The sequence below is a fragment of the Amycolatopsis sp. WGS_07 genome, assembly GCF_045278895.1.
Taxonomy (GTDB): Bacteria; Actinomycetota; Actinomycetes; order Mycobacteriales; family Pseudonocardiaceae; genus Amycolatopsis.
Genome location: NZ_CP136053.1, coordinates 8561364 through 8573381 on the forward strand (window position 1 = coordinate 8561364; position 12018 = coordinate 8573381).

Here is a 12018-nt window from a genome sequence, read left to right on the forward strand (position 1 = left end):
GGTCGACCACCGGAAGGCGGGGGCACGGAAACCCGGTTCCCGCCGCGCCCGTCGGTGTGCCAGGGTCGGCCGGTGCCCGATTCCTTCCTCGAACTGCAGCGCTGGCAGTTCGACCTCACCTGGTCGCTGTTCGAGTACCACCTGGAGCGGCTGGAACCCGAGGACTTCCTCTGGGAGCCCGCCGCACTGCACTGGACGATGCACCAGGCCGAGGACGGGACCTGGACGCCGGACTGGGCCGAAAGCGAGCCCGATCCCGTTCCAGCGCCCACGGCCGCCTGGCTGAGCTGGCACCTCGGCTGGTGGTGGAGCGCCGCCCTCGACCAGGTCCGCGGCCGGGCGCCGCGGGAGCGGACCGCCGTCTCCTGGCCGGGCCCCGGCGAACCGGCCGTCGCCTGGCTCCGCGGCCTGCGCGCGGAGTGGCTCTCCGCACTGGACCAGCTCACCGACGCCGACCTGGCCGCCGCCGTCCCGTCCCTGCCCGACGGCGATCCCCGCCGCACCATCGGGCACCTGATCGCCTGGGCGAACGCCGAACTGATGAAGAACGTCGCGGAGATCGGCCAGCTCCGCCTGCAGCGAGCCGCCCGCTGAGCGCGCCTAACCCGCCTTGGCGATCAGCTCGTCCGCGACCCACCGCGCAACCCCGGCCGGATACGGCGCGGGCAGCCCGAGCACGACGTGGCCGAACCCGGCTTCCAGCGCTTCCCCGATCGCCGCCCGGGTGAGCGCGGGCTGGTCGTACGACACCGGCAGATGGATCGAGCGCACGATCTCCGCCGGGTCGCGGCCGATTTCCGCGCAGTACCCGTCCAGCATCGCACCGCGTTCGACGGCGTCCGCGATGTCCCCGCCGGGGATGTTCCAAACGTCGGCGTGCTCGGCGGCCGCGCGCAGCGTCGCACGGGCCCGGCCGCCGATCACGAACGGCGGATGCGGGCGCTGCACCGGCTTCGGATTGCCGAACGCGCCGCTGAGCTGAACGTGCTCGCCCGCGAAATCGAACGGCTTGTCCTCCGTCCACAGCTTGCGGATCACCGTGCACGCCTCGGCGAACCGGCCCACCGCGTCGGCGGTTTCCAGATACGGCAGGCCGTGCGCTTCGTACTCCCGGCGAGCCAGCGGGTGCCCCGGCCGGGAGCCGACGCCGAGGCCGAAGTCGAGCCGTCCGCCGGACACGACGTCGACGGTCGCGGCGATCTTCGCGAGCACCGCGGGCGGGCGGAACCGGTTGCTGGTCACCAAAAGCCCGAGCCGCAGCCGCTCGGTTTGCCCGGCAAGGGCCGAAAGCAGGGTCCAGCCCTCGAAGATCGGCCCGTCCGGTTCGCCCGCGATCGGCAGGAGATGGTCGAACAGCCAGGCGTGCTCGATGGCCGGGATTTCGTCCGCCTCAAGCCAGACCCGCCGCAGCGAGGCGTAATCCACCTGCATCGGCGCGGTCATGATCCCGAACCGCGGCTCACTCATGCGACTCGACCCGCCCGGCAAGACCGCCCTCGATCCCGGCCCAGCTCTCGTCCCCGGGCACCAGCACCTTGCGGAGATAAGCCGTGCTCACCCGCTGCTGCAAAGCGACCGCCTCCGGATTCTCGTCAGTGGTCTCCCGAGCCTCGTACCCCGGAATGCCTCCCAGCGAATGCTCCGCGCCGAACACCGTCAGCAGGCTCTTCTCCCCCGGACTGAGCCGGTACGCGTCGGTGAACCAGTCCGGCCCCCGCACCGACAGCATCGAATCGTCCCGATCCCCCGCGACAATCAGCGCGGGCGTCTTCATCTCCTCGAAACCAGGGCTCATGAACGGAAAATGCTCGGCGGCGAACGGAGACAGGTCCGCCCCGCCGGTCCCGGTGATCGCGAACAAAACCCCGGCGCTCACCCGGGAATCGGACCAATCCTCCTCGGCCCCGGCCACCCGGGCCCCCAGCAGCATGCTCGCCGACTGCGCTCCCCAGGAATGCCCGGCCACGGCGATCCGGCCGGGATCGACTCGCCCGCCCAACCCCGGCACCGCCCCCGCGACGGTGTCCAGCTGGTCGATAGCGTGCCGAAGGTCCTCGGCCCGCAACCGCCAGATGTCCGGCGTGCGCGGATCCTCCGCGGGCAACGCGCGAACCCGCGAATCGAGATGCGTCGGCTGCACGACGACAAACCCGTGCGCGGCCCAGTAATCGACCAGCGGCCCGTAACCGTCGGCCGACGAGCCGAACCCGTGCGAGAACACGATCACCGGAAGATCCCGCCCGGTCGCCGGAGCGGACACGCGCACCAGCAGGTCCTCGCCCCGCCCCGGCGCGTCGAGCCGCACCGGTTTGACGGAAACGACCGGAGCCGCGAACTGTACTGCGGACATAGGAGTACCTTCTTTCGCCGTCGGGCGCGAGGTGTGGTGGCCGGCGGCCCGATCTGGCATCATGAGCAAACGGAACGTTGCTCCGGTAACTATACGGAACACGGTTCCGATTGTCTACCGGCGGCACGCGGAGGGAGTGGCACGTGGGTGAGAACGCGGGGGCCCGCGCGAAACGGGCGGACGCCCGGCGCAACGAGAAGACCCTGCTCGACGCGGCGTCGGCGGTCTTCGTCGAGTCCGGAGTGGACGCCCCGGTCCGCGACATCGCGACCCGGGCGGGCGTCGGCGTGGGGACGATCTACCGGCACTTCCCGACCCGCGCCGACCTGATCATCGCGGTGTACCGGCACCAGGTCGAAGCGTGCGCCGACGCGGGCCCGAAACTGCTGGCGGACAACGCTTCCCCGCACGCCGCGCTCGCGCAGTGGATCGACCTGTTCGTCGACTTCCTCGTCACGAAGCACGGACTGGCCGGGATCATGCAGTCCGACCACAGCGGCTTCGAGGCACTGCACACGTACTTCCTCGACCGGCTCGTCCCGGTGTGCACCGAACTGCTCGACGCCGCCGCCAAGGCCGGGGAAATCCACACGGACCTGGAAGCGGTCCACCTGATGCGCGGGGTCGGAAACCTGTGCATCGGCGCGGAAGCCGACGACAGCTACGACGCACGCCGCCTCGCCGCGCTGCTGATCACCGGGTTGCGACAGAGCGGCTAACGCGCTCCGGCAATGCCCTTCACCGGGCAGCCGGAACCTCGACCTCGTCCGGACGCCGTTCCGGACGCAGCCCGCGCCAAGCGGTATGCCGCAGCCGCCCGTCGCCCGGGGTCAGCCGCCGGTACACGACCTCCCCCACCACCTCCGGCTTCAGCCAGTGCGCGCCGCGCGCCCGGTCCCGGGGCACCTCGTCGGCGAACGGGCTTGTCTTGCGCTCCAACGGAACCAGCTGAGCCAGCAGGTCCTGGAGCATCGCGTCGGTGAAGCCGGTGCCGACGTCGCCCAGGTACCGCAGCTGTCCCGAAACCGGGTCGTGCGCGCCTAGCAGCAGTGCGCCGATCGTGCCCTCCCGGCGGCCCTGGCCGGGACGCCAGCCGCCGAGCACCACCTCGGTCGTCTGCACCAGCGGGTGCTTGAGCCATTCCGGGCTGCGCCGTCCCGGGTGGTACCGCGACGCGCGGGCCTTCACCATCAGGCCCTCGAGCATCATTTTCCGCGCCACGTCGAGCAGTCCGGCCGGGGTCAGGCCGTCCTCGGCGAGGTCGCTGTGCCGGTACCAGGGCGTGATCGCGACCAGCTGGCGGTCCGGCGGTTCGATTCCGGCGAGGATCTCGCGGCGCTCCTCGTACGGCGCGTCGAGCAGGCTTTCGCCGGCCAGGCTCAGGATGTCGAAGGCGAAGTACGCGACCGCCTGCCAGGTGCGGTTCTGCAGGAGCCCGAAGTCGGGACGGCCGTGCTCGTCGAGTGCGACGATCTCGCCGTCGAGCACCGCCGGGCGGCCGCCCAGCGCGTCGCCGAGCGCGCCGGACAGTTGCGGGAACCTCGCGGTGAAGTCGTTGTCGTTGCGGCTGGTCAGCAACGTGGCACCGTCCGGAGCGACACGCATCGTCGCCCGGTAACCGTCCCATTTGAACTCGTAGGCGTACGCCGGGTCGTCGCGCAGCGTCCCGCCGTCGGGCGAGGCCAGCATCGGCTCGATCGCGGGCGGCATGCCGCGGGCGGGTTCGGACATTCGGGCACCTCCGGGCACCACCGTAAGGCGAACCCGCCGGATCCGCCGCCGTAAGATGGCCGGGTCCACGATGGAGGGGGCCAGGACCGGTGCCGAGCAAGGATTTCGAACGGATCGTCCGCAAGCTGCGGGAGGTCGAACGCGGCAGCGGCCGCGACTACACGTCGTTCAGCGTGCGCGGCAAGCGATTCGGCTACCACTGGCCGCGCACCGACACCGTCGGGCTCAAGCAGACCATCGCGGAGCAGCAGGCGCTAGTCTCCGAACGCCCGGACGTCTTCGAGGAGCAGTTCACGTCCGGCGGATTCGGCTGGGTGGTGGTCCAGCTGAGCGGCATCGAGGCCGACGAACTGGTCGAACTCGTGTACGAGGCGTGGCGGCTTTCCGCCCCCGAGGACCTCGCGGCCGAGGTTCCGCTGCCGCAGCTCTGACAATCCGGCATACCGGGTAACAACGCAGCGGGTCCTGGCGATCTTCTCCGTGTTTCCGGCGGAGGGGAATCTGCGGTGTCGCGGCGATCTGTACAGGTACTGGCGGCGTTCGGGGTGCTGGTCGTGGGGGTGTTCCTCGTGTACCACTCCCTCGGGACCGGCTCGTCCTGCGTCTCGCGCCTGGACACGCCCGGCTCATGCGGCCCGGCCTACGCCGACCCGGCGGAGTGGGGCGTGGCCCTCGTCTACGGCGCGCTCCTGGCGCTGATCTACCTGCGCTACCTCGCCGACCGCAAACCCGTCCACTGAGTCCACATCGGACCGTCCACACACGACAGTGCGCCCCGGCCGGAAAGCCGGGGCGCACCGAGGTTCACCAGGGGTTGTTGTCCTGCTCGTCCGGGTCGATCCCGCCCGGACGGCGGCCCTGCGGCGGCGCGGCGGGCCCGCCCGGCGCGGGCGGCGAAGCGGGCGGACGGGCCGCACCTCCGGCCGGGGGCGGCGTCGCCGGCGGCTCCGGCTGCTCCTCCGGGCCGTCCTGCTGGCCGTCCGGGTCCGGGTCGGGGTCCGGGAAGCGGTTGCGCAGCGAGTCGAGCATGACCGCGCGGGTGTCCGGGTCCTCGTCGCCGAGGCTGCGGCCCATGACCTCGGCCACGCGGTCGGTGATGCCCGACTGCGCCTTCCGCATGGTCTCGAGCACCATCCTGGAGAGTTCCTCCGGCGGGATGGTGCGCGTGCGGGAACTGAACACCAGGTCCGACACGACCCCGTCGGCCCCGACGGTGACCTTCACGGTCCCGTCCGGGCTCGTCGCGGTCAGCCGCAGCTGCTCGGTTTCCTGCTGGGCCGCCGCGTAGCGCTCCGCCTTGCGGGCGAACCCGGCCGCCCATTCGTCCATTCGCCGGATTGCGTCGTCGGGGTCCCTGATCAGGTCGCCCAGCCCACCCGCGCTGGTCATGCTTTTCGTTCTCCTCGAATCCCGTCGCCCGCGCCGCTGCGGGCGGGTCTGGTCCTGCCCGCGACGGGCACCGTCATTCCGCCGACGGTACCCGCCCGCCGCCGGGCCGCGCGGGTGCCACCTCGCTACGCCTCGTTGGGCGAAACGTCCCGGTCCGGGTTCGTCCGGACCTCCACCCGCTCCTTCGGCTGCAAGGGCGTTTCGCCGTCGTACCGGGCCTCGGCGGGCACGCCGTCCCTGGCGAGCGGGGCCTGCACCCCGCCGACCCGGAACCGGTCCTTCAGTTCCGCGGCGTTCTCCTTGCTGAGCGGCCCTTCGGTGGCCACCTTCTTGAACGGCTTCGACTGGCCCTCGTCGCCCTCCTGGTAGGACTTCGCGGCGGTCCGCACGTTGTCCGCGGTCGCCTGGACGCCCTCGATCGCGCCGCCGATCGCCTCCTTGGCCTTCTCGCCGGTCGGGTTGATGATCGGCGGGAGGAACGCGCACAGCAGCCCGTACGCGTCGTCGGACATCGCGTAGTCGGCCGCCTGCGACGCGGTGTTCAGCCGGTCCACCAGCCCGTCCAGGTGGCTCGCGTGCGCCACGAGGTCGTCCGGTTCGACGCGGAACCCTTGTGCTCCTCCGCTCATCGCGGCCTCACTTCCAGTCCTTGTTCTTCCAGTCGCCGATCACCGGCGGGGCGACGACCTCGTCCGGCGCGAAGAACGACGGATCGTCCGACTCGACGAAGCTCGCGACCTTGTGTTCCTTGTCCTCCGGGCCCTTGCCGCCCTTGCCGCCGCCCATCGCTCCCATGCCGGGAGCGCCGGCCGCGCCCTTGCCGCCCGCGCCGCCGGAGCCCGGTCCGCCGCGCCCGGCGACGCCTTCCTCGGCCGGGCCGGAACCGCCCGCGCCGCTGAACGCGCCCCCGCCGGAGCCGCCCTTGGCACCGCCGAGGCCGCCCGCACCGCCGCCGCCGAGCCTGCTGCTGATGCTCTCGCCGTTGACGCCGCCGACCTTGCCGATGCCGCCGAGCTTCTCCCCGCTCGGCCCGGTGCCGCCGCCTGGGAACAGCGGCTTGCCGTCCGGGCCGATCTTGCCGGGGTTGAACGGCTTCGGCTCGTACGGCTTGATCCCGCCGGGACCCTCGGGGATCGAGGGCTTGAACGGCTGCGGCTTGTACGGGTTCGACTTGATCGGGTCCCCGTCCTTGAACGTCGGCGGGGTGAACGTCGGCGGGTTGAAGCTCGGGTTGCCGCCGCCGGGGTTGCCGCCACCGGGGATCGGCGGGATGTTCGGGGGTTGAAGCCCGGATTCCCGCCACCAGGGTTGCCGCCGCCCGGGATGGGCGGGATGTTCGGCGGGGTGAAGCCCTGTGCCTTCGTCGAACCCGGGTCGGAGTCCGAACCCGGGACGGTCGGGAACGAGCCGCCGGGGCCTCCCCCGCCCGGACCGCCGCCGGGACCGCCCTCGGGGATCTTCAGCGACGCCGGGTCGAACCTGCGGTCGGGATTCTGTCCGCCGGGACCGCCGTTGCCGCCGCCGTACCCGCCGCCGCCCGGCCCGCCGAGCGGCTTGCCGTCGGGTCCGATCGGTTGCCCGTCCGGGCCCACCGTCGTCCCCGGCGGGCCGATCGGCTTGCCGTCGGGGCCCAGCGGTCGCCCGTCGGGTCCGATGGGCTGGCCGTTCGGGCCGAGCGTCGTCCCGGGCGGGCCGATCGGCTTGCCGTCCGGGCCGATCGGGCGGCCGTCGGGCCCGACCCGCAGCCCGCCCGGCGCGCCCGCGCCTCCGCCGCCCAGCGGGGTGCCCTGCTGCGTCGCCGAATACCGGGCGGTGGGCAGCTTCGGCGGCTCGGCGAACTTCGGCGTCGCCACCGCGCCGCCGATGGTCTGGTCGTAGCGCGTCATGATCTGCGCGGCCTGGTCCCGGGCGGCCTGCTGGTCGTTGAAGGTCTTCATCGCCGAGGAGTAGGCCACGACGTACGCGGCCGGATCCTTGATCGTCATCAGGACCTTGTTCGCGTCCTGCGCCGAGAACTTCACCGGCGGGTTGGCGTTCATCGCCTTCTGCGTCTCGTTGAGCGCCTGCGAGTGGATCTCCTGCTGGCGCCCGGTCAGCGACGCGCCCTGCGCGGTGGTGCCGAGCCACTTGCCGACGTTGGCGAGGTGCACGCGCGCCGCGTCGCCGCCCTCGCCCTTCCAGTCCGAGGTGCTCGCGTTGATCGCGTCGCCGAGATTCTTCTGGTGCGTCGCCAGCTCGTTGCCGATGCGCACCCACTCCTCCGACGACTCGGCCACCGCGGCCGGGTCCGCGTCCGAGGTGATGGCCTCGACCATCTGCTCGTGCGTCGCGTTCTTCCAGTCGGTGTGCGGAGCGGCGCCCGGATCGCGCATTTCCAGGTCTTTGCCGAGGTTCTTCTTCGACTCTTCCAGGTTCCGCTGGTACATCGCCTGGATCAGCTGGTCGCGCGCCTTCCCCTGGACGTTCGGGAGCAGCCAGCCGTTGAAGATGGAGTCGATCTTCGTCGTCGCGTCCTCGCGCAGCTTGTCGCCCGAGGCCACGTCGTCCGGCCGCACCGGGCCGATGTAGTACTTCGACGACGGGTCCAGCGTCGGGTTGTACAAGTCCTTGTTGCGCGGGTCGTAGTCCGTCGAGGACGGATCGGAGACGGACTCGGCGGTCGGTTGCTTCTTGTCGTCGGCCACTGGTCTCCCCTTCAGCCCTGCTCTTGCGCGGTGCGGTGGATGCGCTCGAAGGTCTCCCGCGAGCTGTGCTCCCGCTCCTTGTAGTTCTTCTTCGCGAGCTTGATCGCCTCGACGTAGGTCGGGAACTCGTCGCGCGCCGCCTGCAGTTGGGTGAGCAGGCCCTGCTGGTCGCGCGCGGTCTCGGTCATGTGCTTGCTGACGAACTGCCCGGCCGGGCTCTTCGACATCGCCGGCACCTCGCCGACCTTCTCCAGCGCGTTCCAGCGCGCCTGCAGGGCGTCGACCACGCCTTCGAGCGCGGCGATCATCTTGTCGCCGGTGCTGTCGTCCACCGCGAACGATCCGCGCTCGGCCAGCGTCTTCAGCTGGCGCGCGGGCAGCAGGTCCCTCGTGGCGGCCATGGGGGCCACCCTCGCCTGCATCGCCATCGGTGCCTCGTCGGTCATCGGGACCTCGTTCTCCTCGTGAACTGTCGCCGCTTGTCGGGGGAATGCTCAGTAAACGTCAGAAATCGCCTGCTGCACTGCGCGCTTCAGCTCGCGGGGCCCGGCGGGCAGGTACTCGGCGGTCAGGTCGCCCGCGTCGCTGACGGCCGACTTGATCAGGTAGCGGCCGTCGGCCGTGTCGAGCCAGCCGACCGGGGACCCGGCGCGCCGCTCGCCGTGGCGGCCCCAGCCGCTCGCGACGAGGTGCCCGCCGCCGAGCCGGGGCTGGGCCAGCACGCGTTCGAGGACCTCGGTCCCGCCGGGGGCGGCGCGGGAGACCCGCGGGTCCGGGCGGCGCGGCTGCACGCGCCCGCTGACCTCGATCATCCCGAACGCGTCGGTCTCTTCCTCGTCCTCGGCCGCCTCGGCCCGGCGGCGCGCGGTCATCGCGGACACCTCCTGCGAGGCCGCCTGGCGGATGGTGTGCGCCCCGGTGCTGGCCGGGCGGGCCCTCGGCAGCACGCCGGCGACGACGTCGACCAGTTCCTCGTCGTCGAAGAGCGAGAACAGCAGTTCGTCGGTCTTCGGGTCCTGGGTGATCCCGAGCGCCTGCCTGCCGTCGCTGAGCGCGACCACCGCGATGTCCGCGCCGAGCCCGTCGATCCCGCTGACCGCGACCGACACCCGCGGCTTCGCGAGCAGTTCGAAGGCGGTGCGCACGTACGGGCTCAGCTCGTCGCCGACCGACAGCCTGCGCTCCTCGATCGCGTCGTTCACGACCTTCGCGACCTGCACGTACCGGTCCGGCTCCGCGGGCACGGTGCCGATCCGGAGCGGGAACTGGCGGATGTTCCCGCCGGTCGCCTCCCCGACCACCAAAGCTTCGACGACGTCGAGAACGAACTCGAACCTGTCCGCCATCCCGAGTGCATCCTTCCCACAACCGGGTCATGCACGGCTGCCTCGGCCCCGTGTGAGTGACGCCGGATTGCGTTGCCGTACCAGGGATTCGCAATGGGGAAAGAGTATCAGTCCGGCGGGGGAAGGTGATCACCACGGGGACGGCTGCCCCAATGTACCCGTGGACGGTGTCCGAACAGACATGACCTGCGGTTTCGGCGCGCGCGTCCCTTGACGCGCGCCCGGGAAGCGACGGAAATTCCTGCTTGCCGGAAAGCGAACAAAGGCCGCCGCGAGATCGCGGCGGCCCTTGCCGTGCCCGGTTTTACCGAGTTGTTCGCCTGTCCTTCGCCCCCGTTTCGGCTGGTTGTCGCTCCACAATGGACCGGAGCGGTCAGCGGACCCCGCGCGCCCGTTCGATGTCCGGTGAGCGGTACATCCGCTCCGGGATCCGGGCCAGCGTCGACTCGTGCACCTGCGGCCCGAGCCCGTACAGCTTCTGGAAGCTCATGATCAGCGGCCGCCACGCGTCCGGGTCGACGCGGTCGTCGGTGCCGGGCAGCCGGATGTCGTCGTGCACGAACACCCGCTGCACCCGCACCTCCAGCCCGACGATGCCGCCGCGCTGCGCCTCGTCGTCCTCCGCGAAGGGATGCACGGACTCCAGCACCGCCTCCATCGCGACCGGGCATTCGGCGACCCGGGGCGGAGCCACCGTCTCCGACGGCACCGGCGTGAGCCCGGCGCGGCCGAATTTGTCCGCGACGTGGAAGTACCCGCGGTCCTCCTTGAACGGCGGCACCGGATCGGACCCGGTGGTCAGCGCGAGCCGGTCCACCGCGGCGGCCATCGCCGACGACGGCAGGTTCAGCACGCATTCTCGCGTGCGCAGCAGGTTGAGCGTGGTCTTCGAACGCGCGCCGAGGCCGAGCATCGCGCGCCAGCCGAGCCAGAACGCCGACGACATCGGGGCCAGGTTGGCCGAACCGTCCTCATTGGACGTGGAGACCAGCACCACCGGGGTGCCGAAGTACAGGATGCCGGGCTCGATCGCCGTGTGCGTGGGAAAAGTCGTGTTCACACCGCTCAGTCTGGCTACCGCCGCCGGTGTCCCGCTGGCGGAAATCAGCCGTCGCTTTCCCCGGGGCGGCAAGCCGTGAAGGCGCGCGCGGCTTTCGACCGTCCACAAAGGATGGCAGCAGGTCCGTGAAGGACTCCCTGGGGGAATCAGATTCCCTCAGGGAGTCCTTCACGGACAACTAGGCGATGCCCGCGGAAGCCAGCGCGCGGCCGGTGAGGACCCGGGCGAGGTGCTGGCGGTACTCGGCGGTGGCGTGCGGTTCTTCCGGCGGCGAAGTGTCCTCCGCGGCCAGTTTCGCCGCTTCCGCCGCGGTCGCCCCGTCCGCGAGTGCGCGTTCGGTGGCCGAAGCCCGCAGCGGCGTGCCGCCCATGTTGATCAGCCCGACCGAACGCCCGGTGACCGCGACGCCCACGATCGCCCAGTCGATGGCCCGGCGGGTGAACTTCTCGAAGCCCCAGCCGAGCCCCGCCTGGCTCGGCAGCCGGATCTCGGTGAGCAGTTCGTCCGGTTCCAGCGGCGTCGTGAACGGGCCGAGGAAGAACTCCGCGGCCGGGATCCGCCGCTCCCCTCGCGGCCCGCGCGCGACGAGCGTGCCGTCCGCCGCGAGCACGGCGGCGGGGAGGTCCGCGGCCGAGTCGGCGTGCACCAGCGAGCCGCCGATCGTGCCGCGGTGGCGCACCTGCGGGTCGCCGACCGAGCCGGACACGTGCGCGAGCAGCGGCGCGTGCTCGGCGAGCACCGGGTCGTGTTCGAGATCGTGGTACCGCGACAGCGCCCCGATCACCACCTCGTCGCCCTCGGTCCGGACGAACTTCAGCTCCCGCAACGGCGCGATGTCCACCACGACCTCGGGCGCGGCGAACCGGAGCTTCATCAGCGGCAGCAGCGAATGCCCGCCGGCGAGCAGCTTCGCGTCCTCCCCGTGCTCGGCGAGCAAGGCGAGCGCTTCGTCCACAGTGGACGCGCGCCGGTAGGAGAACTCGGCCGGGATCACTGCGCCACCTCCTGTCCGGACGCGTCGATGACAGCGCTGACGATGTTGTGGTAGCCGGTGCAGCGGCAGAGGTTGCCCTCCAGCGCCGCGCGGGCCTCGTCGCGGGTCGGCTTCGGGTTCTCCTTCAGCAGCGACACCGTCGCCATCATCATGCCGGGCGTGCAGAACCCGCACTGCAGGCCGTGCTGCTCGCGGAACGCACGCTGCACCGGGTGCAGGCCGTCTTCTGAGGCCAGACCCTCCACTGTGGTCACTTCGCGCCCGTCCGCCTGCGCGGCCAGCACCGTGCAGGACTTCACCGATTCGCCGTCGAGCAGCACCGTGCACGCCCCGCAGGACGTGGTGTCGCAGCCGATGTTCGTGCCGGTGAGGCCCGCGGTGTCCCGCAGGTAGTGCACGAGCAGGGTGCGGTCGGGCACCTCCCCGGCGATCGTCTTCCCGTTCACCTCGATCGAGACCCGCAC

The 12018-nt window shown here is 71.5% G+C and carries 14 protein-coding genes and 1 pseudogene; 4 read left to right on the top strand and 11 right to left on the bottom strand.

Going from position 1 to position 12018, the window contains the following annotated elements:
• Positions 1–72 precede the first annotated feature (72 nt).
• The gene (locus RPX00_RS40235; protein ID WP_406633533.1) at positions 73–594 is read left to right on the top strand and encodes a DinB family protein; all 522 of its coding nucleotides are present in this window, start codon (positions 73–75) and stop codon (positions 592–594) included.
• A 6-nt stretch (positions 595–600) separates the two neighbouring features.
• On the opposite strand, the gene RPX00_RS40240 is transcribed toward RPX00_RS40235, so the two are convergent.
• Both RPX00_RS40240 and RPX00_RS40245 read right to left on the bottom strand, forming a co-directional pair.
• Positions 601–1467 (bottom strand): LLM class flavin-dependent oxidoreductase, encoded by an 867-nt coding sequence (locus RPX00_RS40240; protein ID WP_406633535.1) that lies wholly within the window; start codon positions 1465–1467, stop codon positions 601–603.
• On the bottom strand, positions 1460–2350 hold the full coding sequence (locus RPX00_RS40245; RefSeq protein ID WP_406633537.1) for an alpha/beta hydrolase family protein: 891 nt from the start codon (positions 2348–2350) through the stop codon (positions 1460–1462). The genes RPX00_RS40240 and RPX00_RS40245 overlap by 8 nt, the downstream gene beginning before the upstream one ends.
• Positions 2351–2493: 143 nt before the next feature.
• Here RPX00_RS40245 and RPX00_RS40250 point away from each other — a divergent pair, with 143 nt between their 5' ends.
• On the top strand, positions 2494–3069 hold the full coding sequence (locus tag RPX00_RS40250) for a TetR/AcrR family transcriptional regulator (protein ID WP_406633539.1): 576 nt from the start codon (positions 2494–2496) through the stop codon (positions 3067–3069).
• Between the two features lie 19 nt (positions 3070–3088).
• Here the strand turns inward: RPX00_RS40250 and ligD are convergent, their stop codons facing one another.
• Complete coding sequence (ligD, locus tag RPX00_RS40255) at positions 3089–4081, bottom strand: non-homologous end-joining DNA ligase (protein WP_406633541.1); 993 nt, start codon at positions 4079–4081, stop codon at positions 3089–3091.
• A gap of 89 nt (positions 4082–4170) precedes the next feature.
• Here ligD and RPX00_RS40260 point away from each other — a divergent pair, with 89 nt between their 5' ends.
• Together RPX00_RS40260 and RPX00_RS40265 are read left to right on the top strand one after the other, a co-directional pair.
• Positions 4171–4512 (top strand): MmcQ/YjbR family DNA-binding protein, encoded by a 342-nt coding sequence (locus tag RPX00_RS40260; protein ID WP_406633543.1) that lies wholly within the window; start codon positions 4171–4173, stop codon positions 4510–4512.
• A gap of 75 nt (positions 4513–4587) precedes the next feature.
• Complete coding sequence (locus RPX00_RS40265; protein ID WP_406633545.1) at positions 4588–4821, top strand: hypothetical protein; 234 nt, start codon at positions 4588–4590, stop codon at positions 4819–4821.
• A gap of 64 nt (positions 4822–4885) precedes the next feature.
• Here the strand turns inward: RPX00_RS40265 and RPX00_RS40270 are convergent, their stop codons facing one another.
• The 8 genes and pseudogenes from RPX00_RS40270 to RPX00_RS40305 form a co-directional block, all read right to left on the bottom strand.
• The gene (locus RPX00_RS40270; protein ID WP_406633547.1) at positions 4886–5470 is read right to left on the bottom strand and encodes a YbaB/EbfC family nucleoid-associated protein; all 585 of its coding nucleotides are present in this window, start codon (positions 5468–5470) and stop codon (positions 4886–4888) included.
• Between the two features lie 329 nt (positions 5471–5799).
• Positions 5800–6099: pseudogene (locus RPX00_RS40275) on the bottom strand (type VII secretion target); the annotation flags it as partial.
• 39 nt (positions 6100–6138) lie between these two features.
• Complete coding sequence (locus tag RPX00_RS40280) at positions 6139–8154, bottom strand: hypothetical protein (RefSeq protein WP_406633549.1); 2016 nt, start codon at positions 8152–8154, stop codon at positions 6139–6141.
• A gap of 11 nt (positions 8155–8165) precedes the next feature.
• The gene (locus RPX00_RS40285) at positions 8166–8600 is read right to left on the bottom strand and encodes a hypothetical protein (protein WP_406633551.1); all 435 of its coding nucleotides are present in this window, start codon (positions 8598–8600) and stop codon (positions 8166–8168) included.
• 48 nt (positions 8601–8648) lie between these two features.
• On the bottom strand, positions 8649–9500 hold the full coding sequence (locus tag RPX00_RS40290; protein WP_406633552.1) for an ESX secretion-associated protein EspG: 852 nt from the start codon (positions 9498–9500) through the stop codon (positions 8649–8651).
• A 373-nt stretch (positions 9501–9873) separates the two neighbouring features.
• A complete protein-coding gene (locus tag RPX00_RS40295; protein WP_406633554.1) occupies positions 9874–10560 on the bottom strand; it encodes a flavin reductase family protein in 687 nt (228 codons plus the stop codon).
• 178 nt (positions 10561–10738) lie between these two features.
• Positions 10739–11554, bottom strand: coding sequence for an FAD binding domain-containing protein (locus tag RPX00_RS40300; RefSeq protein WP_406633556.1), 816 nt, complete (start codon positions 11552–11554; stop codon positions 10739–10741).
• Positions 11551–12018: a (2Fe-2S)-binding protein gene (locus RPX00_RS40305; protein WP_406633557.1), complete on the bottom strand. Its 468-nt coding sequence runs from the start codon at positions 12016–12018 to the stop codon at positions 11551–11553. Before RPX00_RS40305 ends, RPX00_RS40300 begins: the two co-directional genes overlap by 4 nt.

What these genes read in the sequence shown, in the direction of transcription:
- RPX00_RS40290 (WP_406633552.1), bottom strand. Translation starts at nt 9,500, where the DNA reads ATGGCGGACAGGTTCGAGTTCGTTCTCGACGTCGTCGAAGCTTTGGTG.
- ligD (WP_406633541.1), bottom strand. Translation starts at nt 4,081, where the DNA reads ATGTCCGAACCCGCCCGCGGCATGCCGCCCGCGATCGAGCCGATGCTG.
- RPX00_RS40285 (WP_406633551.1), bottom strand. Translation starts at nt 8,600, where the DNA reads ATGACCGACGAGGCACCGATGGCGATGCAGGCGAGGGTGGCCCCCATG.
- RPX00_RS40245 (WP_406633537.1), bottom strand. Translation starts at nt 2,350, where the DNA reads ATGTCCGCAGTACAGTTCGCGGCTCCGGTCGTTTCCGTCAAACCGGTG.
- RPX00_RS40270 (WP_406633547.1), bottom strand. Translation starts at nt 5,470, where the DNA reads ATGACCAGCGCGGGTGGGCTGGGCGACCTGATCAGGGACCCCGACGAC.
- RPX00_RS40240 (WP_406633535.1), bottom strand. Translation starts at nt 1,467, where the DNA reads ATGAGTGAGCCGCGGTTCGGGATCATGACCGCGCCGATGCAGGTGGAT.